The 26,437-nt window shown below is 72.2% G+C and carries 20 protein-coding genes; 9 read left to right on the forward strand and 11 right to left on the reverse strand.

The annotated features are described in order from the left end of the window. Positions 1-40 precede the first annotated feature (40 nt). Positions 41-700 (reverse strand): TetR/AcrR family transcriptional regulator, encoded by a 660-nt coding sequence (locus tag R8Z57_RS16300; RefSeq protein WP_318354836.1) that lies wholly within the window; start codon positions 698-700, stop codon positions 41-43. Positions 701-772: 72 nt separating this feature from the next. On the opposite strand from R8Z57_RS16300, the gene R8Z57_RS16305 reads away from it, so the two are divergent. Beyond that, a complete protein-coding gene (locus R8Z57_RS16305) occupies positions 773-1,693 on the forward strand; it encodes an alpha/beta hydrolase (RefSeq protein ID WP_318354837.1) in 921 nt (306 codons plus the stop codon). A gap of 40 nt (positions 1,694-1,733) precedes the next feature. On the opposite strand, the gene R8Z57_RS16310 is transcribed toward R8Z57_RS16305, so the two are convergent. Beyond that, complete coding sequence (locus R8Z57_RS16310; RefSeq protein ID WP_318354838.1) at positions 1,734-2,861, reverse strand: Rv2578c family radical SAM protein; 1,128 nt, start codon at positions 2,859-2,861, stop codon at positions 1,734-1,736. A 120-nt stretch (positions 2,862-2,981) separates the two neighbouring features. Between R8Z57_RS16310 and R8Z57_RS16315 the strand changes: the two genes are divergently transcribed. Further along, complete coding sequence (locus tag R8Z57_RS16315; RefSeq protein WP_318354839.1) at positions 2,982-4,295, forward strand: D-alanyl-D-alanine carboxypeptidase family protein; 1,314 nt, start codon at positions 2,982-2,984, stop codon at positions 4,293-4,295. Positions 4,296-4,456: 161 nt separating this feature from the next. Next, positions 4,457-5,620 carry an acyl-CoA dehydrogenase family protein gene (locus R8Z57_RS16320; protein ID WP_318354840.1) on the forward strand — a complete coding sequence of 388 codons (1,164 nt, stop codon included), beginning with the start codon at positions 4,457-4,459 and terminating at the stop codon, positions 5,618-5,620. 147 nt (positions 5,621-5,767) lie between these two features. On the opposite strand, the gene R8Z57_RS16325 is transcribed toward R8Z57_RS16320, so the two are convergent. The 5 genes from R8Z57_RS16325 to R8Z57_RS16345 all read right to left on the reverse strand — a co-directional run bounded on the left by R8Z57_RS16325 (position 5,768) and on the right by R8Z57_RS16345 (position 10,713). Further along, positions 5,768-6,340 (reverse strand): ECF transporter S component, encoded by a 573-nt coding sequence (locus R8Z57_RS16325; protein ID WP_318354841.1) that lies wholly within the window; start codon positions 6,338-6,340, stop codon positions 5,768-5,770. Continuing rightward, on the reverse strand, positions 6,337-7,212 hold the full coding sequence (locus R8Z57_RS16330; protein WP_318354842.1) for a siderophore-interacting protein: 876 nt from the start codon (positions 7,210-7,212) through the stop codon (positions 6,337-6,339). Before R8Z57_RS16330 ends, R8Z57_RS16325 begins: the two co-directional genes overlap by 4 nt. Positions 7,213-7,251: 39 nt before the next feature. After that, a complete protein-coding gene (locus R8Z57_RS16335; protein WP_318354843.1) occupies positions 7,252-8,097 on the reverse strand; it encodes an energy-coupling factor transporter transmembrane component T in 846 nt (281 codons plus the stop codon). Continuing rightward, positions 8,094-10,055 carry an ABC transporter ATP-binding protein gene (locus tag R8Z57_RS16340; protein WP_318354844.1) on the reverse strand — a complete coding sequence of 654 codons (1,962 nt, stop codon included), beginning with the start codon at positions 10,053-10,055 and terminating at the stop codon, positions 8,094-8,096. Before R8Z57_RS16340 ends, R8Z57_RS16335 begins: the two co-directional genes overlap by 4 nt. A 106-nt stretch (positions 10,056-10,161) precedes the next feature. Then, positions 10,162-10,713, reverse strand: coding sequence for an ECF transporter S component (locus R8Z57_RS16345; protein ID WP_318354845.1), 552 nt, complete (start codon positions 10,711-10,713; stop codon positions 10,162-10,164). A 238-nt stretch (positions 10,714-10,951) separates the two neighbouring features. Between R8Z57_RS16345 and R8Z57_RS16350 the strand changes: the two genes are divergently transcribed. After that, positions 10,952-13,873, forward strand: a complete 2,922-nt coding sequence (locus R8Z57_RS16350) for a S8 family peptidase (protein WP_318354846.1) — start codon at positions 10,952-10,954, stop codon at positions 13,871-13,873. Between the two features lie 186 nt (positions 13,874-14,059). Here the strand turns inward: R8Z57_RS16350 and R8Z57_RS16355 are convergent, their stop codons facing one another. Both R8Z57_RS16355 and R8Z57_RS16360 read right to left on the reverse strand, forming a co-directional pair. After that, entirely contained in the window at positions 14,060-15,031 is a 972-nt protein-coding gene (locus R8Z57_RS16355) for a pirin family protein (RefSeq protein WP_318354847.1), read from the reverse strand. A 7-nt stretch (positions 15,032-15,038) separates the two neighbouring features. After that, a complete protein-coding gene (locus tag R8Z57_RS16360; protein WP_318354848.1) occupies positions 15,039-15,359 on the reverse strand; it encodes a GNAT family N-acetyltransferase in 321 nt (106 codons plus the stop codon). 198 nt (positions 15,360-15,557) lie between these two features. Here R8Z57_RS16360 and R8Z57_RS16365 point away from each other — a divergent pair, with 198 nt between their 5' ends. Next, positions 15,558-16,445, forward strand: coding sequence for an SGNH/GDSL hydrolase family protein (locus R8Z57_RS16365; protein WP_318354849.1), 888 nt, complete (start codon positions 15,558-15,560; stop codon positions 16,443-16,445). Between the two features lie 84 nt (positions 16,446-16,529). Then, positions 16,530-19,295: a DEAD/DEAH box helicase gene (locus R8Z57_RS16370; protein ID WP_318354850.1), complete on the forward strand. Its 2,766-nt coding sequence runs from the start codon at positions 16,530-16,532 to the stop codon at positions 19,293-19,295. A 78-nt stretch (positions 19,296-19,373) separates the two neighbouring features. Here R8Z57_RS16370 and R8Z57_RS16375 read toward each other — a convergent pair whose 3' ends face one another. Then, entirely contained in the window at positions 19,374-20,246 is an 873-nt protein-coding gene (locus R8Z57_RS16375) for an SDR family oxidoreductase (RefSeq protein WP_318354851.1), read from the reverse strand. A gap of 169 nt (positions 20,247-20,415) precedes the next feature. Here R8Z57_RS16375 and R8Z57_RS16380 point away from each other — a divergent pair, with 169 nt between their 5' ends. Further along, positions 20,416-20,952 carry a DUF1697 domain-containing protein gene (locus R8Z57_RS16380; RefSeq protein ID WP_318354852.1) on the forward strand — a complete coding sequence of 179 codons (537 nt, stop codon included), beginning with the start codon at positions 20,416-20,418 and terminating at the stop codon, positions 20,950-20,952. A 153-nt stretch (positions 20,953-21,105) separates the two neighbouring features. Next, positions 21,106-23,118, forward strand: a complete 2,013-nt coding sequence (recQ, locus tag R8Z57_RS16385) for a DNA helicase RecQ (RefSeq protein WP_318354853.1) — start codon at positions 21,106-21,108, stop codon at positions 23,116-23,118. A 244-nt stretch (positions 23,119-23,362) separates the two neighbouring features. On the opposite strand, the gene R8Z57_RS16390 is transcribed toward recQ, so the two are convergent. Beyond that, positions 23,363-23,824: a GNAT family N-acetyltransferase gene (locus R8Z57_RS16390; RefSeq protein ID WP_318354854.1), complete on the reverse strand. Its 462-nt coding sequence runs from the start codon at positions 23,822-23,824 to the stop codon at positions 23,363-23,365. A gap of 320 nt (positions 23,825-24,144) precedes the next feature. On the opposite strand from R8Z57_RS16390, the gene R8Z57_RS16395 reads away from it, so the two are divergent. After that, positions 24,145-25,890 (forward strand): formate--tetrahydrofolate ligase, encoded by a 1,746-nt coding sequence (locus R8Z57_RS16395; RefSeq protein ID WP_318354855.1) that lies wholly within the window; start codon positions 24,145-24,147, stop codon positions 25,888-25,890. The last annotated feature ends 547 nt before the right edge of the window (positions 25,891-26,437 follow it).

Raw genomic sequence — 26,437 nt, forward strand, 5'->3', positions numbered from 1 at the left:
CGGATGCCGGGGCCCCGGCATCCGCTCGCCGCCGGGGCGATCAGGCCGAGGAGGCGCCGATCGACGCGACGAGCGCCGGGTCGGCGCCGAGGGCGGTGAGCCGTGACCGGAGCGCCGTCTCGGCGCGGCGGTACGGCTCCGCGCTGGCGTGGAGCAGCGAACGCGTGTTGGCGGCCTCGAGGAAGGAGACCATCTCGAATGTGAGCTGGCGCGCGTCGTCGAGCAGGGGCAGCTCGCCGGCGGCCATGGCGTGCTCGATGCTGAGGGTGAGGTAGTCCTCCCACTCGCCGGAGGCCGCGACGATGGCGTCGCGCACGGCGCCGGGCTTGGCGTCGAACTCGACGGACGTGCCCGCGAAGAAGCAGCCGCCGCGGAAGACGCGATCACGCGAGTAGGCGAGCCAGTCCGCGAGCAGCGCGCAGACACGGATGAGCCCGCGCGACGTCCGCGCGCGAGCGGGGGCCACGACCCGGTCGATGAAGACCTCGCGCGCCGCCGCGACGACCGCGAGCTGCAGCTGTTCCTTCGAGCCGAAGAGGGTCGCGATCCCGCTCTTGCTGTGCCCGGACGCTTCGGCCAGGCGGCCGATCGTGAGGCCGTCGAGCCCCTCGACGGTGGCGGTGTCGACGGCGTGAGCGAGCACGGCGCGACGTGACTCGTCGCCGCGCAGACGCCGCCGATCGATCGATGCTTGTGCCACACCCCGAGGTTACCGTACGATCGTTCGTATTTATAAGTACGATCGTTCGTATTCTTCCGATCGGAGCCCATCATGGATCTCGCACTCGCCACCGCCGGTGCTTCCGTGCGGCTTGCGGCGGCGGTCTCGCCCCGGTGGGGCGCTGCCGTCGCGATGCCGCTCTTCGCGTACGTCGCGAGGCCTCGTCCCGTTCACGCCGACGACGAGCCGACGATGTCGCGGGCACGCCGCCGTACCGTGCGCATTCCCGGGGTCGACCGTCGGGGCGTCGACGTGGAGACGTACGAGTGGGGTGCGGGGTCTCGCACGGTCGTGCTCGCGCACGGCTGGAGCGGCCGGGCGAGCCAGTTCGCCGTGCTCGTGCGCGAGCTCGTGGCCTCGGGGTTCCGCGTCGTCGCGTTCGATGCGCCGGCCCACGGCTCCTCGGCCGGACGCCGCACGTACCTCGTCGACTGGCTCGACGTGTTCGCCGCCCTGCAAGAGCGCCACGGCGCCTTCGAGGGCATGGTCGGCCACTCGTTCGGCGGACTCGCGACCCTCGTCGGCGTCGCCGGCGGAACCGTCTCCGAACGGGTCGTGACGATCGCGGCGCCCGCGGACGCCGATCTGCTGCTCAGCCAGTTCCAGGCGATGCTCCGCTACTCCGACGGTGTGTCGGCGCGCATGCGCGAGCGCTTCGTCGAGCGCTACTTCCCCGGGGAGTCCGACCCGTTCGCGTGGCTCTCGAGCGTGCGGCGCCCGCTTCCTGCGGGGGTGCCTCTGCTGGTCGCGCACGACGACGGCGATCGCGTGGTGCCGTTCGCCGAGGCCGGCCGCATCGTGGCGGCGAACCACGGGGCGCGGATGCTGCCCACCACAGGGCTCGGTCACAACCGGATCCTGGCGTCCGACGTCGTGCTCGACGCGGTGCTCGCGCACCTCGAGGCGCCGGTGCGCACACCGGCCCCCGTCGCACGGCTCGACGGGCCGGGGGTCGTCACGACCGCGGCCTGAGCCCCGGTCGTCGAGGTGCGGTTCGGGGTGGTTCCCTCGATCAGAAGAGACGGGCGGATGCCTCGCCCGCCGTCGTGGGACGCGCCGCGGCCATCCGCAGCGACGTCGCGGCCGCGCGCCCGCGCGAGGTGGTGACGATCGGCGGCTGGCTGCGCGCGTCGACGCGGTCGGCCAGCCCCGCGACGGGCGTTCCGCGGGGCGTCTCGTCCTCCGCCCGTCCGTTGAGCCCGTGTACACGAAGCAGTGGCTGCACGCGCCGCGCCAGCCACGTGCGGTAGGCCTTCGGCGCGTAGGCGGTCGCACCCGGATAGAGCCCGCGGTACGACGACACCAGCTCGGGGTGCCGCTCGGCGATCCACTGCAGGAACCACTGCTTCGCGCCCGGTCGGAGGTGAAGAGCGCCGTAGACCACGCGCACCGCGCCCGCCTCCTTGATGCGGGTCAGTGCATAGTCGATGGCCGCGATCGAGTCGGTGAGGTGCGGGATGATCGGCATCAGGAACACGGTGACCCGGAAGCCCGCCTCGGTCGCCGCACGTACCGTCTCCAGGCGTGCGGTCGCGTTCGGCGTGCCGGGTTCGACGAGGTGCTGCAGTTCGTCGTCGAACACGGCGATCGACATCGCGATCGTCACGGGGACCTGTTCTGCGGCATCCGTCAGCAGCGGCAGATCCCGCCGCAGCAGCGTGCCCTTCGTGAGGATCGAGAAGGGCGTGCCCGACTCGGTCAGCGCCGACATGATCCCCGGCATGAGCTTGTAGCGGCCTTCGGCCCGCTGATACGGATCGGTGTTGGTGCCGAGCATCACGGGCTCGCGCTGCCACGTGCCCCGTCGCAGCTCCTTCTCGAGCACGTCGGCCACATTGACCTTGACGACGACCTGCGTGTCGAAGTCCCGGCCCGCGTCGAGCTCGAGGTACTCGTGCGTCCCCCGGGCATAGCAGTAAACGCAGGCATGGCTGCATCCGCGGTACGGGTTCACGGTCCAGTCGAACGGCATGGCCGAGGCGCTGGGCACGTGATTGAGCGCCGACTTGCAGAGCACCTCGTGGAAGGTGACGCCGGCGAACTCGGGCGTCGTCACCGATCGCACCAGCCCGTTCAGCTGTTCCATGCCGGGCAGGGCTGCGGCATCCGCCACTCCGAGTTCCTGCCCCTGCCACCGCATGGTTCCATGAGAACAAAGCTTCGAACTTAAGTCAAGGCTGACCGCCCCTGCGATAGAACACCGCCCGAACGGAGGCTGCTCGCCTGGCCAAATCAGGCTGATCGGGTCAGAATGGCTGACGTGACGGAGCCTGGCGGGCTCGCTACCCCCCGAGCCGCCCCCGAGACTCGTCGCGCCGCCCGAGCGATGCGCGAAGAGGCCGAACGGCGTGCCCGGACGCAGGAGCCGGCAGCTCCGGCCGACGTCGTCTCGTTCGAACTGCCGACCGACGACTTCGCGCCGGCGTCGGCGGCCGGTGCCTCTCCCTCGGCGCTGCCGCCCGAGCTGCGCGTGCATGCCGCCGCCCCCGTCGGGCGCACCTCCGGCGCGACCGCCCCGGCTCCGCCGCGCGTGCGCCCGCGCGGTCGTGCGGCGCGCGAGACGCACCGGAAGCTCGGCGAGCGGCGCGCGGCGCGGGCGGCCGAGATGCTCGAGGTCGACGAGCATGCGCCGCCGGTCCGTCACGCACAGCCGCGGCGACTGACCCGGCGGCTCGCGGTCGTCGCCGGGCTCGTGACGGGCGGGGCGCTGCTGGTGGGGTCGGCGGCGATGACCGCCATGATGCTGCCCCCGGCGGCGGGCGACCCGACCGGTGCCGCGACCTCGCTGAGCGCGCAGCTCCCTGCGGTCGAGCAGCTTCCGGTTCCCGACGTGCAGCAGTCGCCGCCCGCCGCCGACATCTGCACGCTCCCCGACGTCGTCTCGGCGCTGCAGACCGGCGCCGACGAGGCGGCGATCGTCGCGGCGGGTGGCGGCGAGGCCTTCCGCGCCGCCGTGGTCGAGGGTCGCGCGTCGTGCGTCGACCTCGGGGACTCCTCGCGCGTCTGGGCCGTGGTCGACAAGGCCCGCCCGGCCAGCCCCATCGACTACCGGCCCGTCGGGCTCGTCCTCCCGGACGGGGTGCGCAACGTCGAAGGAGGCGCACTGCGGTCGGACGCGGCATCCGCTCTCTCGTCGCTCGCGGCGGCCGCGCTCGCCTCCGGCGTCGGCGAGATCGCGCTCGAGAGCGGCTTCCGCTCGTACCAGACCCAGCAGGAGACCTACGGCCGGCACGTCGCCGAGCGCGGCGACGGCGCCGACCAGGTCAGCGCGCGGCCCGGCTTCAGCGAGCACCAGCTGGGCCTGGGTGCCGACGTCGTCGCGTGCGCCGGCGCGTGCGGCTCGCTGGACGGGCTCGCCGCGACGCCGCAGGGGCAATGGGTGGCCGAGCACGCGTGGGAGCACGGCTGGATCGTGCGCTACGTCGACGGGGCGACACCGGTCACGGGCTACCTGCCCGAGCCCTGGCACCTGCGTTACGTCGGTCCCGAGCTGGCGAAGGCGTATCACGACGGCGGCTGGACCTCGCTCGAGGACTTCTTCGGTCTCGGACCGGCTCCCGACTACCTGGGCTGACGCCGCGCGCGCAGAGGTCGCGAGATCCGGCCGCCCCGGGTTCGCGGCATCCGTTCGACTGAAACTGAGTACCATATGCCGTGAGATGCAATTCCAGCCGGGGAGCGTCTCCGCAGACTCGACCGCTGCGCGAAGCGGGAGCAACGAGAGGAAGGCGCACAATGGAGCGCGACATCTACGACGAGGACCACGAGGCGTTCCGCGACGTCGTCAGGGAGTTCATCAAGCGCTACGCGACGAGCGAGAAGCGCGACCAGTGGGACGCCGACGGCGAGATCGACCGCGCGACCATGCTCGCCGCCGGTGAGGCGGGCATCATCGGCCTCAGCGTGCCGGAGGAGTTCGGCGGCGCGGGCATGCTGCAGGACTACCGCTTCCGCACGATCGTGAACGAAGAGGTCATCGGTGCCGGCGCGGGCTCGCTCGCCGGGGCCTTCGGCATCCAGGACGACCTCGCCGTCCCCTACCTCGTGCACATGGGCACGCAGGAGCAGAAGGAGAAGTGGCTGCCCCGCATGGCCACCGGTGAGGTGCTCGGCGCCCTCGCCATGACCGAGCCGGGCGCGGGCTCCGACCTGCGCGGCATCAAGACCACCGCCAAGCGCGTCGAAGGCGGCTACATCGTCAATGGCGCCAAGACCTTCATCTCGTCGGGCAAGACCGCCGACATCGTGGTGACCTTTGTCAAGACCGGCGAGGGCAACCGCCCCGACGCCTTCAGCCTGCTGATCCTCGAGAACGGCATGGCCGGCTTCGACCACGGCAAGAAGCTGCACAAGATGGGCTCGCATGGCCACGACACCGCCGAGCTGTCGTTCAGCGACGTCTTCGTGCCCGAAGAGAACCTCATCAGCGGCAAGGAGGGCCAGGGCTTCATCCAGCTGATGATGAACCTGCCCCTCGAGCGTCTGTCGATCGGCATCGCCGCCGGTGCGGCAGCGCAGGCCGCCCTCGCGTGGACCGTCGACTACACGAAGAGCCGCGAGGCGTTCGGCGACCGGATCATCGACTTCCAGAACACGCGCTTCAAGCTGGCCGATGTCGCCACCACCGTCGACGTCATGTGGGCGTACCTCGACCGCGCGCTGCTGGCCTACAAGGACGGCAACCTGTCGGCCGAAGAGGCCGCGAAGGTCAAGTTCTGGACCACCGAGCGCGAGTGGGAGATCCTCGACACCTGCGTGCAGCTGCACGGCGGCTACGGCTACATCACCGAGTACCCGATCGCCCGTGCGTTCCTCGACGCCCGCGTCCACCGCATCTACGGCGGCACGAACGAGATCATGCGCGAGATCGTCGGCCGCCAGATCGCCGGGAAGCGTTGACGCGTCGCGGGTCAAGGTCGAGTAGGCGAGGAACGAGCCGTATCGAGACCTGATGCGACGGGGACGCGATGCCCCGTTCGATGACGGATGCCGCGACCCGAGCCTCTGCCGAGGCGCCGGGTCGCGGCATCCGTCGTCTTCGGTGTGTCAGTGCTGGCCGGCCGGGCCGCTGCCGCGCCCGAGTCCGCGGCCCGCGAGTCCGCCGCGGCGCGCGAGCTTGGCGACACCGGCCCTGCGCAGCCGATCGGCGATGAGGATGCCGAGCGCGGTGCCGGCCAGGCAGCTCGCGACCGAGAGGGCGAAGAAGCCGACCTGTGCGCCGAGCGTCATCGACCACAGGTCGAACGACACCGCCGCGAGCACCGGGTAGAGCACCCCGACGAAGGCCGCGCCGGCGTAGTACTGCCACGTGCGCCAGGAGCGGTACAGCACGATGAGGAACGGCAGCTCGGCGAAGAACGACCACCAGAGGTTCGTCGCGAGGTAGGGGAACACCACGAGGCCCGAGATGAGGCCGACCAGGAGGCCCGCCAACGGGCGCTCGATGAGCCGCAGCGCCACGACGGCGGGCAGCAGCCACAGGCCCGCGAGGGCGACCGAGATGAACGGCACGACGGCGAACAGCACCGTCGACAGCGCCGTCGCGCCCCAGAGCATCACGCCGCCCGCCACGCCGATCGCGGCGCACGTGAGCAGATAGGCGGTCGTCGCGCGGCTCACGAGTGCGCCTCGGCGGTGACGCGCTGCGACTTGGGCGCGGGTGAGGCGGCACCGACGCGCCAGTAGCCGCAGAAGCTCACGAGCTCCTTCGCCACGCCGCGCTCGCCGACGAGGTGGCGGCGGCCGTCCGTCGGGAGCGCCTGCTCGCCGACGAGGTAGGCGTGGAAGGGCGCCGGCGGCAGCGCGGCGTCGCGCAGCGCCTGGAGGGCGGGCGTGCCCGGCTTGACGTCGTGGTCGCGCACGATCCACTGGACCGCGACGCCGGCCGGGTGCACGAAGTCCAGCGCGTCCTCGGCCGAGGGCACCTCGACGATCGCGAGGCCGGTGGCGTCGGCGGGCAGCGCCGCGCAGATCCCGGCGATCGCGGGGAGACCGGTCTCGTCGGCGACCAGCACGACGCGGTCCACGCCCCGCTCGGGGTTGAAGGCGAGGCCCTCGTCGATGATGACGACGCTCTCGCCGGGCTCGCACGTCTCGGCCCAGCGCGATGCCGGGCCCGCCGTGCCGTCGGCCGCCGAGCCGTGGAGCACGAAGTCGACGTCGATCTCGGCGCCCGTCTCGGCGGTGGCGGGTCGATAGGCGCGCACCGTGTAATTGCGCATCACGGGCCGCACCCCGTCGGGGATGCGCAGGTACTTCAGGTATCCGAACATCTTGTTGGCCTTGGCGGGCAGGCGCTCGAGCCCCTCGTCGCCGCCCAGCGGCAGGAAGATGCGGAACCACTGGTCGTAGCCCATCGGGTGGAACCCGTCGATCTCGCCGCCGCCCAGGGTCACGCGCATCCAGTGCGGCGAGAGGCGCTCGGTGCGCAGCACCGTGAGGTGGACGAGACCCTGCGTCTCGGGTTTGACCAGCCGGCTTGCCTGAGCCATGTCAGTGCTCCGTTTCGGGGTGGGGGGCGAGGGTCGGGGTCACGCGAGACCCCACGGGAACAGTGCGATCAGCAGCACGGCCGACACCGCCCAGAAGGCCAGGACGAACACGGTGTCGCGGGCGCGCCACGGCACGAGGTGCCGCTCGGTGCGGTCGGGGTGGGCGCCGAAGGCGCGCGCGTCCATCGCCAGCGCGACGCGCTCGGCGTGGCGGATCGCGCCGGCCAGGAGCGGCACGATGTAGCCGAACCAGCGGGCGGTCGCGGCGAAAGGCCCACGGCCGCCGTGGGCGCCGCGCACGCGGTGCGCCTGACGGATCACGTCGAGCTCGTGCCCGAACCGCGGCACGAAGCGGAACGCCGCCAGCGCGGTGTAGCCGATGCGGTAGGGCACCCGCAGCTGCTGCACGGTGGCCCGCACCAGGTCGGGCCCGATGGTCGAGAGGCCCGCGATGAGCGTCAGCGCGACGATGGCCGCGAGCCGCAGTCCGGTCGCGAACCCGACCTCGAGCGCCCCGCCGTACATCGTCCACCCGCCGATCTGCCACACCACGACGGACTGGTCCACGCGCGACGCGTCGGTCCACAGCGAGAACCCGAACCCGATGGCGACCGCGCTCGCCGGGATGGCCAGGAACAGCACCGCCGCGAGCCGGCGCGTGAAGTCCACGCCGACCAGCAGCACGACGTACGCCAGCGCGAGGAATGCGGCGGGGGTCGCGGCATCCCGTACGAACACCAGCACGAGCATCGCCGGCAACGGCGCAGCGAGCTTGGCCAGCGGGTTCAGCGCGTACAGGAAGCGGAGAGCGGATGCCGCGGCCCGCTGCGCGTAGGGATCGGCCGGCGCGGCCGGGGCCGCGGTGAGAGGTGCGGTGTCGCTCATGCCGCGCCTCCCCTCGCGTGCGGGGTCGCGTGCGGGCGTCTGCTGAACTCCACGGATTCGGAGCTCGAGGGGGTGACATCGGCGGTTTCGCGCGATTCCGCGACGGTCTTGTGGAGTTGTGCAGACGAGGCGGCCGTGACCGGCGCGCCCGGGAGGTCGGCGAGGCGCGCGACCCGGGAGAGCTCGGGATGCCGCTGCACGCCTCGCAGTGCGCGGCGCAGGGGCGGCGGGCGCAGTCCCGCGCGGGCGATGAGGGCGTCGTCGGCGAAGATGTCGGCGGTCGGCCCGTCGGCGAGCACGCGGCCGTCGGCCATCACGACGGTGCGATCGGCGTAGTCGGTGACCAGCTGCATGTCGTGCGTGACCACGACGATCGTGGTGCCGTCGGCGTTGAGCTCCGCCAGCAGCGACAGCAGCTCGTCGGCGCGGGCGCGGTCCTGGCCGAACGTCGGCTCGTCGAGCACCAGCACCGGCGCGCCGGCGACGAGCGCCGTGCCCACCGAGAGCCGTCGCTTCTGCCCGCCCGACAGCAGGAAGGGGTGACTGCCCGCCTTGGCCGTCAGACCGAACCGCTCCAGCAGGGCCTCGGTGCGCGTCCGCACCTTGTCGTCGGGCAGGTGCTGCAGGCGCAGGCCGTGCGCGATCTCGTCGAACACCGTGTGCGCGATGAACTGGTGCTCGGGGTTCTGGAAGACGAACCCGACGCGCCGGCTGAGCGTGCGGGCGTCGCTGCGCCCCACGTCGAGGCCGTCGATGTGCACGCTGCCCTTCGGGGGCGTCACCACGCCGGCCAGCGCCTGGATGAGGGTGGTCTTGCCGGCGCCGTTCGCGCCCACCACCGCGACGAACGCGCCGCGGGGCACGGCGAGGTCGATGCCGTGCAGCACCTCGGCTCGCCCGCGCCGCAGGAAAAGGTCGCGGACGGTGATGAGGGGAGCGGCCTCATCCCGGTGGGCGAGCTCGGGCGTGGAGTCCGCGTCGTGCGTCGGCTCGGAGCGCTGCGTCCCGCTTCGCTCGCTCGACGACCGGGACGCCGGCTCGGCGTCGGCGAGCCTGGCCGACGCAGGCTCGGCCTTCGCGAGCCCGGCCGGCGCCGGCTCGGCGTCGAGCGCCGCGCGCAGTTCGTCAGGGGTGAGCGGCAGCGGGTCGAGGGTGAAGCCCGCCTGCCGCAGCCGGAGCGCCGCGATCGCCGAGACCGGCAGCCACACGCCCATCTCGTGCAGGTCGCCGGCGCGGCCGCGCAGCACGTCGTCCACCGTCCCGTCGGCGGCGAGGCGCCCGTCGTGGTCGAGCACGACGACGCGATCGACGAAGCCGACCGCCGCGTCGAGGTTGTGCTCGACCAGCAGGATCGCGCGGTCGCCGGCGGCGACGAGGTCGCCGAGCGCCGCATAGACCTCCTCGATGCCCGCGGGGTCGAGGTTGGCCGTGGGCTCGTCGAGCACGAGGAGCGGCGAGCCCATCGCGAGGGCGCACGCGATGGCCAGGCGCTGCCGCCCGCCCCCCGACAGGCGGTCGGGGTTCTCGGCGCGGCGGTCCCACAGGCCCACCCGGCGCAGCGCCGCCTCGGCGCGAGCGAGGACGTCGGCCACCGGCATCCGCAGATTCTCCGGTCCGAAGGCCACCTCGTCGAGCAGCGTGCCGGTCACGAGCTGCGCGTCGGGGTCTTGGAAGACCATGCCGACGCGGGTGCTGAGCGCGGCCACCGGGGTGTCGCGCGTGTCGAGGCCGTCGACCTCCACCGTCCCGGTGACGGTGGCGGGCACCGCGTGCGGGATCAGTCCGTTGAGCGCCAGCGTGAGCGTCGACTTGCCCGAGCCGCTGGGGCCCAGCAGCAGCACGACTTCGCCCGGGGCGACGGTGAACGAGACGGATGCCGGTGCCGGCGTCTCCTCGCCGTCATGCGTGACGCCGAGCTCGCTCACACGCAGCAGCGGCACGGCAGGGGACACGGGCATCCGATCGTCAGGGAAACTTAGCCTTCCCTAACTTACCGGCCGCACTGCACCCGGCCAACCGCTCGGCCGGCGGGCGCGCGCGACCGGGCGATGGGGGACGGATGCCTCAGCCCCGGCTGCGCCGTGCCACCCCCGCGCGGCGGAGGCCCGCGCCGATCCCGAGGCCGACGGCGGTCCATGCGATGGGCCCCAGCAGCGACAGTGCGAGGTAGGCGACCTGGGCCCAGCCGGGCAGGGCGGCGAGGTCGGCCGCGAAGAACACCACGACGGCGACGAGCACGCCGATGATCGCGCCCGACACGAAGAACCGCCAGGGCGCCCAGCTGCGGTAGCGGGTCAGGGCGGCGACGACCTCCTGGATGGCGCCGAAGAGGAGCGCCGTGCCGAGGAAGCGACCGATGTACGGCGGCATCATCGCCGACGCGACGAGCGCGGCGAGGAGGTGCGTGATGAGCGCCACCCACGGCAGCCGCATGAGCTCCTGGGCGATGATCCCGGGCAGCACGTGCACGCCGAGGACGAACCCGTACACGATCGGCACCGCCGCCAGAACGGGGAACGTGATCCAGCCCGCGACACCGCCGAGCACACCGGTCGCGACGCCGATGGCCGCGCAGGTGAGCAGAACGCTCGTCGAGAGTCGGGTTCGTTCAGCCACCTGCCCAGAGTACTGGGCGCCGGCATTGCGTTTCTCACGGAGCTCTCATTTTCTGTGATTCACCTGCGAGTTACGTTTGAGCGTGCTGCGCCCCGAAGATGTGGCGCGGCATCTCCCAGTACCAACAATCTGGAGGCCATTGATGGGTCGATCCTCCGTCAGAGCAGCCGCGGTCGTCACACTCGCCGCCCTGTTCACGGGCACAGCCACAGCAAGTTTCGGTGCCGCGCCTGAGGAGGTGAACAACCCGGCCCCCGTCGGCGCAGAGGACGGCCGCTACATCGTCCTGCTGAAGGAAGCGCCCCTCGCCGCGTACGAGGGCGGCACGAGCGGCCTCCAGCGCACCAAGCCCGACAAGGGCGCGCAGCTCGACGCCCACTCGCCCAACTCGAAGAAGTACCTCGCGCACCTCAAGAAGCAGCAGGCGGACGTCGCCGCCGAGGTGGGCGCCACCCCCGACACGACGTACGGCGTGACGGTCAACGGCTTCAGCGCCCAGCTCACCGGCGAGCAGGTCGACGCGCTCAGCACCGACAAGAACGTGCTCGGCGTCTTCCCCGACGAGATCTACCACCCGACCGCGGCCGTGCCGTCGACGGAGTTCATCGGTCTCGGGTCGGTCGACACCGGCACCGGCGGCGTCTGGGATGCCGTGGGCGGCGTCGCGGAGGCGGGCAAGGGCATCGTCGTCGGCGTCATCGACACGGGCATCGCCCCCGAGAACCCCTCGTTCGCGGGCGACAAGCTGAAGAAGAAGTCCGGCACGGGCGAGCCCTACACCGAGGGCGGCGACACCATCGTCTTCGACAAGGCCGACGGCGGCCAGTTCCGCAGCCCGATCACGATCGGTCAGAGCTGGAACAAGCACAACTACAACACCAAGCTCATCGGGGCGCAGTACTTCTCCGAGGGTGCGAAGGCGTCGGGCTTCGACTTCAGCTACGACTACCTCTCGCCGCGAGATGGTGACGGCCACGGTTCGCACACCGCGGGCACTGCCGCCGGCAACTTCGGCGTGGACGCCTCGGTCGAGGGCATCGGCTTCGGCAAGATCTCGGGCGTTGCCCCGGCTGCCAAGGTCTCGGCGTACAAGGCGTGCTACGTCGGGCCCGATGACCTCGTCACGAGCGACGACATCTGCGCGGGCAGCGACCTGATCGCCGCCATCGACAAGGCGGTCGAGGACGGCGTCGACGTCATCAACTACTCGATCGGCGGCGGCTCGGCCTCGAGCATCCTGAGCGCGGACGACTACGCGTTCCTGGGTGCCGCGGCGGCGGGCGTCTTCGTGTCGGTGAGCGCGGGCAACGACGGACCGGGTGCGGCGACCGCCGACCACGGCTCGCCCTGGTACACGACGGTCGCCGCCTCCACGGTGCCGACCTACGAGGGCACGGTCCAGCTGCCGAACGGCTTCCAGGCCGCCGGTGCCTCGGTGACGGTGCCGTTCGGCGAGTCGCTCAGCGGCCCGGTCGTCTACGCGGGTGACATCAAGAAGGCGGATGCCGCGCAGGCCGACGCCGAGCTGTGCTTCCTCGGCACGCTCGACCCGGCGAAGGCCGCGGGCAAGATCGTGGTCTGCGACCGCGGCGCCAACGCCCGCGTGGAGAAGTCGCAGGAGGTCGCCGCAGCCGGTGGCACGGCGATGATCCTCGTCAACAAGACGCCCGGATCGCTCGACAACGACTTCCACTCGGTGCCGACCGTGCACATCGACGCGCAGCACCGCGACGCGCTGCTCGAGTACGTCCGCGGCACCGCCGGCGCGACGGCGACCCTCGTCGGTGACAACGTCACCGGTGTCGAGACCCCGACGCCCCAGATCGCCGGGTTCTCCAGCCGCGGGCCGATCCTCGCGGACGGCAGCGACGTCATCAAGCCCGACGTGTCGGCGCCCGGTGTCGCCATCATCGCCGCCACGCACAACGGCCCGAAGGAGGCCGCGACGTTCGGCTTCAAGTCGGGCACGTCGATGTCGTCGCCGCACGTCGCAGGTCTCGGCGCCCTCTACCTGGGCGAAGACCCCGACGCGACGCCGGCGCAGATCAAGTCCGCGCTCATGACGACCGCGTACGACCTCGTGGACGCTTCGGGTGATCCTGTCGCCGACACCTTCGCGCAGGGTGCCGGTCACGTCGACCCGAAGCGCTACTTCCAGCCGGGCCTGCTCTACCTGAACGACACCATGGACTGGCTGTCGTACATCGAGGGCGCACTCGGGGCCGACTACTGGACGGACGCGGAGCCCATGGACCCGAGCGACCTCAACCTCGCGTCGATCGGAGTCGGCGCGCTCGCCGGCACGCAGACGATCACGCGTGAGGTCACGGCCACCACCGCCGGCACGTTCACCGCTTCGGTCGACCTCCCCGGTGTCGACGCCGTCGTCTCGCCGTCCTCCTTCACGATCGCCGCGGGCGAGACGCAGGCCTTCACGGTCACGTTCACCAACGCCACGGCTCCGGTCGAGGAGTGGACGACGGGCTTCCTCACGTGGACGGGCGCCGACACGACGGTCCGCTCGCCCATCGCGGTGTTCCCGGTCACGGCCGACGCCCCGCCGGCGGTCTCGGGCGAGGGCGCCGACGGCAGCGTCGACGTCACGGTCACGCCGGGCTTCACCGGCGACCTGCCGCTGAACGTGTTCGGCCTCGCGAAGGACGACGTGCTCATCGACGGTGACGAGACCACCGGTGCCGACACCGACGGCCTCACCAAGGTCCTGGTGCAGGTGCCGGAAGGGGTCGAACTCGCCCGGTTCGCGCTGAACTCATCGGTCGACACCGCGGGCACCGACCTCGACCTCACGGTCAAGCGCGTCGTCAGCGACACCGACCTCCGGTACTACCAGGCATGGCAGTCCGCGACCGGCTCGGCCGATGAGGCCGTGCAGATCCCGCAGCCGACGGCCGGGTGGTACCTCATCGAGGCCGACGTGTTCGCCTTCACCGGTCCGTTCACCTGGACGGCCACCAGCGCCCTCGTCACCGACGGCGGCCTCGGCTCGCTGACGGCGACCCCGGGCACACTGGCGGCCGAGCAGGCGACGCCGACGACGTACAACCTGTCGTGGTCGGGCCTCGAGAGCGGCACCTACCTCGGCGTGGTCCGTTACGGCGACTCGGACGTGCGCACGGTCGTCTCGGTCGACGTGCCGTAGTTCCAGCGCACAGCGCACAGCGAGGGGCGCCCGGGCTTCGGCCCGGGCGCCTCTTCGCGGTCCGGGAAGTGCACGGTGCGATGCGAGAAACCCTGTGAAGTCCGGACTTCGCACGGGTGGGGGTGGATGCCGCACCGCAGGACCACGGGCCGCGGCATCCGTCATCCGCCGCGTGCGGCGTGCGCGCTATAGGCGGCGCCGCCGACGGGTGAGGCGCACCGCGGGCATCGGCGGGGCGGGGATGCGCTCGTCGCCGTGGTCGACGACACGGCCGAACCGCTCGGAGCCCGACTCCCAGGCCTCGCGGGCGTCGACGATCTCCTCATGGGTGCGGCCGACGAAGTTCCACCACATCACGACGTCGTCCTCGAACGGCTCGCCGCCCAGGAGGAACAGCGTCGCGCCGGTCGGGCTCGTGATCTCGACGCCTTTGCGCCGGGTGCCGAGGTACAGCAGATGAGCGGTGTCGAGCGTGACGGACTCGGCCGAGGCCTCGCCCTGCACCGCGACGAGCGCGTGCTCCCATGCGGGGTCGAGCGGCACGCGCACCGTCGAGCCGGCCGCGATCCGCAGCTCGGCGCCGATGATCGGCGTGTACACCGTCGCCGGCGACCGCACACCACCCAGCTCGCCGAGCACCACGGTGGCGGCGCCCGGCGCCCCATCGACCGCCACGAGCTCGAACTCGGGGAGCACCGCGTGCTGCTCGAACGCCGGCGCGCCATGCCGGCGCGACTCGGGCAGCGCCACCCACAGCTGCAGTGCGTCGAGAGGCGCCGCGTCGTCGCCCACCGAGTACTCGGAGTGCGAGATGCCCGCGCCGCTCGTCATGAGGTTGAGCGCGCCGCGCTGCACGACGACGTCGCTGCCGACCGAGTCGCGGTGGCGGACGTCGCCGAGGTACGGCCATGTCACGGTCTGCAGGCCGATGTGCGGGTGGGGCTCGACGCGCATGCGCGTCTCCTGCGGGCCGAACCGGTCGAGGAAGCACCACGCTCCGACGAGCGGCAGCTCGCGCTGCGGCAGCGCACGGTGCACCGACATCGCGCGGACGCCGCCGAGCGGCACCTCGCGCACCTCGAGGAGCAGCGCGCGCGGCCCGATGCACTCCACCGCGGACTCGGTCGCGACGGCGGCGTCGGCATCCATGCGGGTCATGACGGGTTCACGGGGTCGCGACGCGCGACGGCCACTCGACCTGGAGGCCGGGCACGTCGTTCTCGCGCACGTACTTCACCACGACCGGGCACAGCGGCACCACGGTGTCGCCCCGGCGGGCCTCGTCGGCCATGGCCTCGGCCACGACGATCTGCGCCAGACCGCGCCCCCGGAACGCCGGATCGACCTCGGTGTGGGGGAACCGCAGGCGGCCGCGGGCGTCGGGCACGAACTCCGTGAATCCGGCGAGCACGTCGCCGACCCACACCTCGTAGCGGCCGGCATCGTCGTTGCGACGGACGGTGATCTCGTCTTCGGTGGCAGGCATCGGCATCCTTTCGACGTCTTCTCCAACGTAGGCGGGCGCCCGTGTGTTCCGCCAGCGCGCGCCTCCCCCTTTCGGCGGACCCGTCGCGGGTCTATCGTCAGCCTCGTCCACCGCATACCCGTGCAGCGAGGGACGGGATGTGCACCGGTGGGCCGGTTCTGGGGAGACCGATCGATCCGTTGGATTCAAAGGGGAATCATGAAACGACGCATCCTCGCCGCCCTCGCGGCGCTGGCCGTCGGCGCGACCGCGCTGTTCGGCACCTCCTCCGCGGCGCTCGCCGTGGAGCCGACCGGCTCGCCGTACGTCGCCATCGGCGACTCGGAGGCCGCCGGCACGGGCAACATGCCGTACCTCGACGCCGGCTGCCTGCGCTCGAAGAAGGCCTACCCGGAGCTGCTCGGCGTCGCCCTCGGCACCCCCGTCCTCTCCGCCGCGTGCGCGGGAGACGACACGGCCGAGGTCACCGCGCAGGCCGCGACTCTCGCGGCGATGGGCTCGCTCGGACCCGCGACGCAGCTGGTCACCATCACGGCGGGCGTGAACAACATCGACTGGCAGTCAGTGCTCATCGCCTGCAGCAGCACCGGCACGCCGGCCGCGTGCGAGGCCGCCAAGCTGGACGCGGCCGAGGCGGCGGCGGGGATCCCGGTCGCCATCTCGCAGCTGATCGGGCTCGTCCGGAGTCTGGCCCCGACCGCGCGGATCGTGGTCACGGGCTACCCGTTGCTGTTCGGCATGGTGAGCGACACCTGCCACGTCGGCAGCTCGGGCGGCGCGCCGGTCGCCTTCACCGCGCAGCAGACCGCCGAGATCAACGCCGGAGTGGCGGGGGTGAACACCGCCGTGAGCGGCGGCGTGGATCTCTACCAGGCGATCTTCACCGCGACGTTCGGCATGCCCGATCCACTGGTCGAGTTCGTCGACGTCTCGCCCGCGTTCGAGGGGCACCGGCTCTGCGACACCGGCGACCGCTGGATCATCGGGCTCTCGTCGGGCAAGGGCACGGTCGACCGCGGCTTCCACCCGAACGCCGCCGGCCAGCAGGCCTACGCCCGGGCGGTCGCCGGAGCCCTCGCCGGGTAGGACGAAGAGGGAGGGGACGGATGCCGGGGCCCGCGGCATCCGTCATCCACCGGCGAGGGCGAGGCGACCTGGCAGACTCGGACGGTGACGCTTCTCGAGACGATCGCCGCGGCGGCCGAGGCGGCCGGGTCGCCTGCCGGGGCACCCGACGCCGACGCGCTGTACGACGCGTTCGTCGAGTGGGCGGGCGATCAGGGCTTCGCGCTGTATCCGGCGCAGGACGAGGCGGTCATCGAGATCGTGTCGGGATCGCACGTGATCCTGTCGACGCCGACGGGGACCGGCAAATCGCTGGTCGCCGTCGCGGCGCACGCGGCCGCCGTCGCCCGTGGCGGCCGCACTTACTACACCGCGCCGATCAAGGCGCTCGTGAGCGAGAAATTCTTCGCGCTCGTCGACATCTTCGGCGCCGCGAACGTCGGCATGGTGACGGGCGATTCGTCGGTGAACCCCGATGCGCCCATCGTGTGCTGCACGGCCGAGATCCTGGCGAACCTGGCGCTGCGCCAGGGCGCGGACGCCGCGGTCGATCAGGTGGTGATGGACGAGTTCCACTACTACGGCGACCCCGAGCGCGGGTGGGCGTGGCAGGTGCCGCTGCTCCTGCTGCCCCGCGCCCAGTTCGTGCTCATGTCGGCGACCCTCGGCGACGTCACGGACATCGCCGCAGACCTCGAGCGCCGCACCGGTCGCGCGGTCTCACGCATCACCGGTGTGGAGCGGCCGGTGCCCCTGCACTTCTCGTATGCGCGCCGGCCCGTCCACGAGACCGTCGAGGAGCTGCTGCAGACCGGCGAGGCGCCGATCTACATCGTGCACTTCTCGCAGGCCGCCGCGATGGAGCGGGCGCAGGCGCTGTCATCGATCAAGATCGTGTCGCGCGAGCAGCGCGACGCGATCGCCGAGGCGATCGGCGGCTTCCGGTTCACGACGGCCTTCGGGCGCACGCTGTCGCGCTACGTGCGGGCGGGCATCGGCGTGCACCACGCAGGCATGCTGCCGCGCTACCGCCGCCTCGTCGAGACGCTGGCGCAGCGGGGACTGCTGCGCGTGATCTGCGGCACCGACACGCTCGGCGTGGGCATCAACGTCCCTATTCGCACCGTGCTCATCACGGCGCTGTCGAAGTTCGACGGCACCAAGATGCGCCAGCTCACCGCACGGGAGTTCCATCAGATCTCGGGCCGCGCGGGCCGCGCCGGCTACGACACCGCCGGCACCGTCGTCGTGATGGCGCCGGAGTGGGAGATCGAGAACGAGGCCGCGCTGCGCAAGGCCGGCGACGACCCTGCCAAGCGCAAGAAGATCGTCCGCAAGAAGGCGCCGACGGGGGTCGTCAACTGGGGGCTCGGATCGTTCGAGCGCCTCGTCGAGGCCGAGCCCGAGCCGCTCGTCCCCCAGCTGCAGCTGACCGCCGCGATGCTGATCAACGTCATCGCCCGCGGCGGCGACGTGTTCACGAACGTGCGGTCTCTCGTGTTCGACAACCACGAGCCTCGCGCCCGCCGGTACGAGCTCGCCCGCCGCGCGATCGCGATCTTCCGCACGCTGGTCGCCGCCGACGTTGTCGAGGTCGCGCGCGGCGCGCTCGAGACGCCCTCCACCGACGGCATGTCCCGAAATCGTCCGCAAACCGCGCCGTATGGCGATGATTCCGGGACACGCGGCGAAGATTCTGGGACACGCGGGGAGATGACGGATGCCTCGGCCCCCGGCATCCGGGATCAGATCCGGCTGACGGTCGACCTGCAGCCGAACTTCGCCCTCAACCAGCCGCTGTCGCCGTTCGCGCTCGCCGCGATCGAGCTGCTCGACCCGGACGACACGGCCGGTGCCCGGCACAACTCCACGGATCCGCCGCGTCAGCCCGCGGAGATGCCGGATTCGGCGGCCGCGGGGCAGAATCCGTGGAGTTCTGCAGCACGCACCGGCGCCGGGACCGGTCATTACGCCCTCGACGTCGTGAGCGTCATCGAGGCGACGCTCGACGACCCGCGACCGATCCTGGCGCAGCAGGAGTTCAAGGCCCGCGGCGAGGCGGTCGCCGCGATGAAGGCCGACGGGATCGAGTACGACGAGCGCATAGCCCTCCTCGAGGAGGTCACCTACCCCAAGCCGCTCGACGAGCTGCTCGCGCAGGCGTACGAGGTGTTCGCATCGAGCCAGCCGTGGGTGCGCGACTTCGAGCTGTCGCCGAAGTCGGTCGTGCGCGACATGTTCGAGCGGGCGCTGTCGTTCTCGGAGCTGATCTCGCTCTACCAGCTCGCGCGCAGCGAGGGGCTGGTGCTGCGGTACCTGTCGGACGCGTACCGGGCGATCCGGCAGACGGTGCCCGCCGAGGCGCAGACCGAAGACCTCCACGACCTGGTCGCGTGGCTCGGCGAGGTGGTGCGCCAGGTGGACTCGAGCCTCGTCGACGAGTGGGGGGCGCTGGTCAACCCCGCCGACGACCCGGCGGCGCCGGTCGTGCCGCCCGCCCCGCCGTCCGTGCTCACGAACCGTCGCGCGTTCGGCGTGCTGGTGCGCAACGAGCTGTTCCGCCGAGTGCAGCTGGCGGCGCTGCAACGCGACGACGAGCTCGTCGAGCTCGACGCCGACGTCGACTGGCCCGCCGCTCTCGACGCCTACTTCGACGACCATGACTCGATCGGCACGGGCGGTCCGGCGCGGTCGCCGCGCCTCGTGACGATCGACGAGACGGATGCCGCTTCCGGCGTGTGGCGGGTGGAGCAGACGATCGACGACCCGGCCGGCGACCACGACTGGCGCATCCGCGGCGTGGTCGACCTCGCCGCGTCGGAGGAGACCGGCACCGCCGTCGTGCGGGTGACGGAGGTCGTCCGGCTGTAGCCCGGGGTGGCGGCGGTCCGTTCGAGGATGGGCGGGTGACCGGGTCGAGCGTGCCACCCGGGCCATTCGAGCCGCGGGTCAGCCGAGCCCGAGCCCGCCGTCGGTGGACAGCACCTGGCCGACGACCCACGCGCCCGCCGGCGTCGCCAGCCACCCGATGAGCCGTGCCGGGTCGGCGGGTTCGCCGTAGCGCCCGAACGGGGTGGCGCGCATCCACGCCTCGATCTCGGCGAGCGGGCGGTCCGTCGTCTCAGGATCGAGGTAGCCCGTGTTGACCGGTCCGGGATCGATCGTGTTGAGGATGATTCCGAGGTCGAGCAGCTCGGCCGCGACCGTCTTCGTGACGCCGGCGAGCGCGGCCTTGCTCGCGGCGTACGCCACCTCGCCGCGCATCGCGCCGTGGATCTGCCCCGACGTCATCCAGAACACCCGTCCCGTCGGCTCAGCGAACGGGCCGCGACGCTCGACGCGCTCGCCGGGCCGCGAACCCGGCCCGTCCGAACGCGCGTGCAGGGCCGCGAACTCTCGCGTGAGCAGGATCGTCGAGCGCGTGTTGGTCGCCCAGAACGCGTCGAGCCGCTCGGCGGTCATGTCGAGGATCGAGCCGTCGTCGCCCGACTGCGCGTGGTTGCACACCAGGATGTCGAGCCGTCCGGTCAGACCCTGCGCGGCCTCGATGACGAGGGGGACGGATGCCGCGTCCCGCAGATCCGCGCTCACATCGCCGAACCGGGCGCCCGTGGCGAGGGCGCTCTGCAGCCCGTCGCGCACCGCGTCGAGGTCGTCGCCGCCCCACGGCAGACGGGTGTCGTGCGGGCGGTAGTGGTGGAGGAAGACGTCGGCACCGAGCCGGGCGAACTCCGACGCGACGGCGAAGCCGATGCCGCGTCGGCGGGAGACGCCGGTTACGAGTGCGGTCTTGCCGCGCAGCGGCTGGGTGGTGGGGAACATGCGATGCCTTTCGAGGACGCCGGGCTGCGGCATCCGGATCAGCGTCCGCGCCGATCGCGGCGGACGAGGTGGTGACGGAGGCGGGTCACAGGCATTGCATGACCTCGAGGCTAACGGATGCCCCGGCGACCGGCCTGCGTGGAACGAGGTCATCCGGAATGATGAGGTCATGCCCACCTACGTGGCGTTCCTGCGCGCGATCAATCTCGGGCCGAATCGGAAGGTCCCGAAGGACGACATCCGCCGCGCCGTCGAGGGCGTCGGCTTCACCGACGTCGAGACGCACATCAACACCGGCAACGTGCGCTTCACTACATCGATGCGGTCGCACCCCAAGATCGAGAAACTGCTCGAGGACGCCTTCGCCGCCGACCGCGGCTTCGAGGTGCCGACCATGGTCTTCACGACGGCCGAGGTGCGCGCGATCGCCGACGAGGCCGCGGCCCTGAGCGAGGCCAGTCCCGGCCTCGCGCGCCACTACGTCTATCTGCTGAAGGACGAGCCCTCCGCCGACGCCGTCGCCGGCATCGCGGCGCTCGAGTCCGAGGCGGGGCGCATGGTCGTGAGCGATCGCGCCGCGCACGCGCTGCTCGGCCCGGCATACCAGGCCGGTTCGGTCGATCCGCTCAACGCGGTGAAGCTGCTCGGGGTCGCGACCAACCGCAATCGCACGGTGATCCAGGCGATCGCCGACAAGTGGTGCTGACCCGCGTCGCCACAGCCTTTACGCCTCGCTGGAGGTTGCGTCGGCCTGACTCCCGGCTCCTCCCCAGCAGCCGCTCGCGCGCGCATCGCGCCGGTTGTGCGGCATCCGTCCCCCACGAAGATCGAGTCGGATGCCGCGGCTACCCTGGGACGGGTGACAATCCCGCAGGGCGACCCGTACGCCGATCTCGCGTGGGAGGCCGATCTCGCAGCGCCCCCGTTCGACGACGCACCTCCGCCCGACGACTCGTGGGCACCGCCGGAGGACGGCTGGGCGCCGCCGCCCGACGTGCACGCCGGAGGATCGACCCACCTCGATCCGTTCGAGGGCGCGGGCCCGCGCCGTGACTTCACCGGCGCCGACCCCCGCGCCGTGCTGCAGGAGGTCTACGGCTACGACGCATTCCGCGGCGAGCAGGGCGACATCGTCGGCCACGTCGTCGGGGGCGGCGACGCCGTCGTCCTGATGCCGACGGGTGGCGGCAAGAGCGTCTGCTACCAGGTTCCCGCGCTCGTGCGGCCCGGCACCGGGCTCGTCGTGAGCCCGCTCATCGCGCTGATGCACGACCAGGTCGACGCACTCGTGGCCAACGGCGTGCGCGCCGCCTACCTGAACTCCACGCAGGCTCCGCCCGAGCGCGCGGCCGTCGAGCGGGCGTACCTCGCCGGGGAGCTCGACCTCCTCTACGTCGCTCCGGAGCGGCTCAACACCGAGACGACGCTGCGGTTCCTCGCCCGGGGGCGGCTGAGTGTGATCGCGATCGACGAGGCGCACTGCGTGTCGCAGTGGGGTCACGACTTCCGGCCCGACTACCTCGCGCTGGGCGCGCTCGCCGAGCGGTTCCCCGGTGTGCCACGTCTGGCCCTCACCGCGACCGCGACTCCCGCGACCCACCGCGAGATGACCGAGCGCCTGCAGCTGCCGCAGGCGCGGCACTTCGTGTCGAGCTTCGACCGTCCGAACATCCAGTACCGCATCGAGGCCAAGTCCGACCCGCGGCGACAGCTTGTCGCCTTCATCAGGTCGCAGGGGCCCGGGGCCGCGGGGATCGTCTACGCGCTGAGCCGCAAGTCCGTCGAGCAGACGGCCGAGTTCCTCTCTGCGCAGGGCGTCGACGCGCTGCCGTATCACGCGGGTCTCCCGGCCGAGACGCGCGCCGCGAATCAGTCCCGCTTCCTCCGCGAGGACGGCGTGGTGATGGTCGCCACCATCGCCTTCGGCATGGGCATCGACAAGCCCGACGTGCGGTTCGTCGCCCACATCGACCTTCCGAAGTCGGTCGAGGGGTACTACCAGGAGACCGGGCGGGCCGGCCGCGACGGCGAAGCCTCGGTCGCCTGGATGGCCTACGGCCTCGGCGATGTCGTGCAGCAGCGGCGGATGATCGACCAGTCGCCGGGCGACCGGGCCTTCAAGAATCGTCTCGGCCAGCATCTCGACGCGATGCTCGCCCTGTGTGAGACGGTCGGATGCCGGCGGCAGAACCTGCTCGCCTACTTCGGCGAGGACTCGCAGCCCTGCGGCAACTGCGACACCTGCCTCGAGTCTCCCGAGACGTGGGACGGCCTGATCCCCGCACAGAAGCTGCTCTCGACGATCGTGCGGCTCCAGCGGGAGCGCGGCCAGGCGTTCGGTGCCGGCCACCTCATCGACATCCTGCGCGGCTCGTCGACGGATCGGATCCGTCAGCAGGGGCATGACCAGCTGTCGACGTACGGCCTCGGCGCCGACCTCAGCGAGCAGGACTGGCGCAGCGTGATCCGGCAGCTCCTGGCACGCGGCATCCTGGTCGCCCGCGGCGAGTACGGCACGCTCGCGCTCGGCGAGCCCGCGGCCGGCGTGCTGCGCGCCGAGACGCCGGTCCCACTGCGCCGCGACGTCATGGGCCGGTCGGGCGGCGTGGCCCGCGTGCGCAAGTCCAGCGCGCCCGCGTCGTTGAATCCCGCCGATGCCGGCCTCTTCGAGGCGCTGCGCGCGTGGCGCGCCGGAGTCGCCAAGGAGCTCGGCGTTCCCGCCTACATCGTGTTCGGCGACGCGACGCTGCGCGCCCTCGCCGAGCGCCGCCCCGAGAGCCTCGCCGACCTCGACGGCGTCTCGGGAATCGGCGCGAAGAAGCGCGAGGCCTACGGCGACGCCGTGCTCGCGGTGGTCGCCGCCGCGGCCTGACCCTCGTCGCGGGCCCGACCGCTCCGGGATGTGGGTCAGCGCCCGGCGTCGAGGCCCGACCCGGCTCCGGGATGTGCGTCCGCGCGCCCGGCGTCCGGGGCCCCGCGCGGAGTCGGGGGCCGGTGAGCGCCGAGTGCAGGAGATATCCGCGCATACAGGTCGTCCGCTCGCCGGCAATCCGTGCGCTCGAACATTACTCGCGCGATCGACACGGCCGGCGCAGCCGCCGGCCGCACTCGGCCGGTCAGAGCTCCTGGGAGAAGTAGAAGGCGCGCTCGCCGGTTTCGGGGTCGACGCCGGCGAAGCCGTGACGCTCGTAGAAGCGCTGTGCGTCGACATCGCTCTCGTCGACGTTGATCTCGATCGCCGACACCCCGGCGGCCCGGCATTCCTCGATGAGTCGGTCCATGATCGCGCCGCCGATGCCCGAGCCGCGGGCCGCCGGCGCCACGTACATCTCGTCGAGGAGCGCCACCGGTCCCGGGTACCAGACGTTCGGACGCAGCGTCACCAGCGCGAGTCCCTGCGCGGGATCGCCACCGAGCAACGCGAACGTGTGCGGTTCGCCGAGCAGGTGCCGCAATCGAGCTGCCAGCACGTCCTTGCCCGGTGACGGCGTATCGAACTCGGTGTTGAAGTCGTGCAGCAGACCGGCGACCGCCTCGGCGTCGTCGACGCCCGCTCTGCGGACCGGATGCCTGGCCATGCCCTCCAACGTAGGCAAGGGCACGCGTTGCCGCCAGCGCCGCCGCCGCACCGCCACCGCAGCACCGGGGACCCGCCCGTCCCCGTCGAGATCGTGCGATCTCGACGAGCACGCATGTCGTCGTCGCCGACAACGTACTGGCTCGACGAGACCGTGCTATCTCGGCAGCGCCGGGCCTCCGCGAGTGCGCCGGGCCTCCGCCGCGCGCGGCCCCGGTGCGGGGACGGGCGGCGCTGGACGCGCGGGCTCCGGACTCGGCGGGGCGCCTGCGCCTAGGCTGACCGCAGCGGGCGACGGTGCCCGCGAACGGAGCAACGCGCGTGGCCACGAGCAACATCGAGATCGCACAGCAGGCCGACCTCTGGCCGATCACCCGGATCGCCGGGGGCCTCGGCATCCCCGAGGAAGAGCTCGTGCCGTACGGCCGGCACAAGGCGAAGGTCTCGTTGCGGCATCTGCGCACTCTCCGCGACCGCCCGCGCGGCCGGCTCGTGCTCATGACGGCTGTCTCGCCGACCCCAGCGGGCGAGGGCAAGACGACCACGACGGTGGGGCTCGGCGATGCCCTCGCGCGCATCGGCGAGCGCGCGATGATCTGCCTGCGCGAGCCGGCGCTCGGGCCCGTGTTCGGCATGAAGGGCGGCGCGGCGGGTGGCGGATACGCCCAGGTCGTGCCGATGGAAGACATCAACCTGCACTTCACCGGCGACTTCGCCGCCATCGCCGTCGCGACGAACCTGCTCGCGGCTCTCATCGACAACCACGTGCACCACGGCAACGAGCTCGGCATCGACGTGCGCCGAGTGACGTGGCGGCGGGTGCTCGACGTCAACGACCGCGCGCTGCGCGATGCCGTGGTCGGCCTGGGCGGCCCGGCGAACGGATACCCCAGGGAGGACGGCTTCGACATCGTCGTCGCCAGCGAGGTGATGGCCATCTTCTGCCTGGCCACCGACCTCGCCGATCTCAAGGAGCGCCTGGGCGAGATCGTCGTCGCGTATACGCGCGACCGCCGGCCCGTCCGCGCGCGCGATCTGCAGGCCCACGGCGCGATGGCGGCGATCCTGCGTGACGCGCTCGCCCCGAACCTGGTGCAGACGCTCGAGCACACGCCGGCCTTCGTGCACGGCGGCCCGTTCGCGAACATCGCGCACGGCTGCAACTCGTTCCTCGCGACCGACTCGGCGCTGCGGATGGCGGACTACGTCGTCACCGAAGCCGGCTTCGGGGCAGACCTCGGCGCCGAGAAGTTCGTCGACATCCTCTGCCGCACCACCGGCCTCCGGCCCGACGTGGCCGTCGTCGTCGCGACCGTGCGCGCGATGAAGTACCACGGCGGCGTGGAGGTCGCCGATCTCGCTCGCGAGGACGTGGCCGCTCTCCAGCGCGGCACCGCCAACCTCGTCCGCCATCTCACGACCATCCGCGAGACGTGGGGGATCCCCGCGCTCGTCGCGATCAACCATCGCGCGGAGGATTCGGATGCCGAGACCACGGCGCTCGTCGCCGCGTCGGAGGCCGTCGGGGTCACGGCCGTCGTGGCCAAGCACTTCGCCGAGGGCGGCGCCGGGGCCGAGGCGCTGGCGCGCGAAGTGGTGCGCCTCTGCGCCCACAGCCCGGTGCCCGGCCCTCCGTCCCCCCCGCGGCCGGAGCGGGCCGAGACACCGGCTCAGGACCCGGAGGAGGCACAGAGCCTGCGTTTCACGTACTCCGACGGCGCGACGCTGTGGCAGAAGATGAACGCCATCGCCACCCGCATCTACGGGGCATCCGAGGTCACCGCCTCGACCGCTGTGCGCGCACAGATCAAGCGCCTGCAGGACGAGGGCTACGGCGGGTACCCGGTGTGCGTTGCGAAGACGCAGTACTCGTTCTCGACCGATCCGCGCCTGCGCGGCGCGCCCCGCGGCCACGTCGTCGACGTCCGTGAGGTGCGCCTCGCCGCGGGTGCGCGCTTCGTCGTGATGATCTGCGGCGACATCATGACGATGCCCGGGCTGCCCGCAGTGCCAGCGGCCAACACGATCGACGTGGACGAAGACGGCCGCATCGTCGGCCTCTTCTGAGTCCGGCTCCGGCCGCGCCCCGCGCTCGGCCCGCGCCGCGCCCGGCGCCCCGCGTCCCGGCCGCGCCCCGCGCTCGCCCCGCGCCCGCTGCCCGCGCCGCGAGAGTACAGCTGGTGGACGAGAGGTAGGGAACCAACCAACATCTCGTCCACCAGCTGTACTTTCGGCGAAAGTCGCGAGCCCGCAGGCGGGGGCACGGGGGCCGCGGGCGGCGGGGGCCGCGCCGCCCGCTCGGCCCCCGCCGGCGCCCGACGCCCCGCGTCCCGGCCGCGCCCCGCGCTCGCCCCGCGCCCGCGCCCGACGCCCGGCNCCAACCAACATCTCGTCCACCAGCTGTACTTTCGGCGAAAGTCGCGAGCCCGCAGGCGGGGGCACGGGGGCCGCGGGCGGCGGGGGCCGCGCCGCCCGCTCGGCCCCCGCCGGCGCCCGACGCCCCGCGTCCCGGCCGCGCCCCGCGCTCGCCCCGCGCCCGCGCCCGACGCCCGGCCCGCGTCGGCGCCCGCGGCCCGCGCCGCGAGAGTACAGCTGGTGGACGAGAGGTAGGGAA

The sequence above is a fragment of the Microbacterium sp. M3 genome (assembly GCF_033548675.1).
GTDB classification, from domain to species: domain Bacteria; phylum Actinomycetota; class Actinomycetes; order Actinomycetales; family Microbacteriaceae; genus Microbacterium; species Microbacterium arthrosphaerae.

Bases quoted from the DNA above. Each gene is read 5' to 3' on its own strand.
- R8Z57_RS16305 (WP_318354837.1), top strand. From the start codon at position 773: ATGGATCTCGCACTCGCCACCGCCGGTGCTTCCGTGCGGCTTGCGGCG.
- R8Z57_RS16310 (WP_318354838.1), bottom strand. From the start codon at position 2,861: ATGCGGTGGCAGGGGCAGGAACTCGGAGTGGCGGATGCCGCAGCCCTG.
- R8Z57_RS16320 (WP_318354840.1), top strand. From the start codon at position 4,457: ATGGAGCGCGACATCTACGACGAGGACCACGAGGCGTTCCGCGACGTC.
- R8Z57_RS16330 (WP_318354842.1), bottom strand. From the start codon at position 7,212: ATGGCTCAGGCAAGCCGGCTGGTCAAACCCGAGACGCAGGGTCTCGTC.
- R8Z57_RS16335 (WP_318354843.1), bottom strand. From the start codon at position 8,097: ATGAGCGACACCGCACCTCTCACCGCGGCCCCGGCCGCGCCGGCCGAT.
- R8Z57_RS16340 (WP_318354844.1), bottom strand. From the start codon at position 10,055: ATGCCCGTGTCCCCTGCCGTGCCGCTGCTGCGTGTGAGCGAGCTCGGC.
- R8Z57_RS16355 (WP_318354847.1), bottom strand. From the start codon at position 15,031: ATGACCCGCATGGATGCCGACGCCGCCGTCGCGACCGAGTCCGCGGTG.
- R8Z57_RS16360 (WP_318354848.1), bottom strand. From the start codon at position 15,359: ATGCCTGCCACCGAAGACGAGATCACCGTCCGTCGCAACGACGATGCC.
- R8Z57_RS16365 (WP_318354849.1), top strand. From the start codon at position 15,558: ATGAAACGACGCATCCTCGCCGCCCTCGCGGCGCTGGCCGTCGGCGCG.
- R8Z57_RS16375 (WP_318354851.1), bottom strand. From the start codon at position 20,246: ATGTTCCCCACCACCCAGCCGCTGCGCGGCAAGACCGCACTCGTAACC.
- R8Z57_RS16380 (WP_318354852.1), top strand. From the start codon at position 20,416: ATGCCCACCTACGTGGCGTTCCTGCGCGCGATCAATCTCGGGCCGAAT.
- R8Z57_RS16390 (WP_318354854.1), bottom strand. From the start codon at position 23,824: ATGGCCAGGCATCCGGTCCGCAGAGCGGGCGTCGACGACGCCGAGGCG.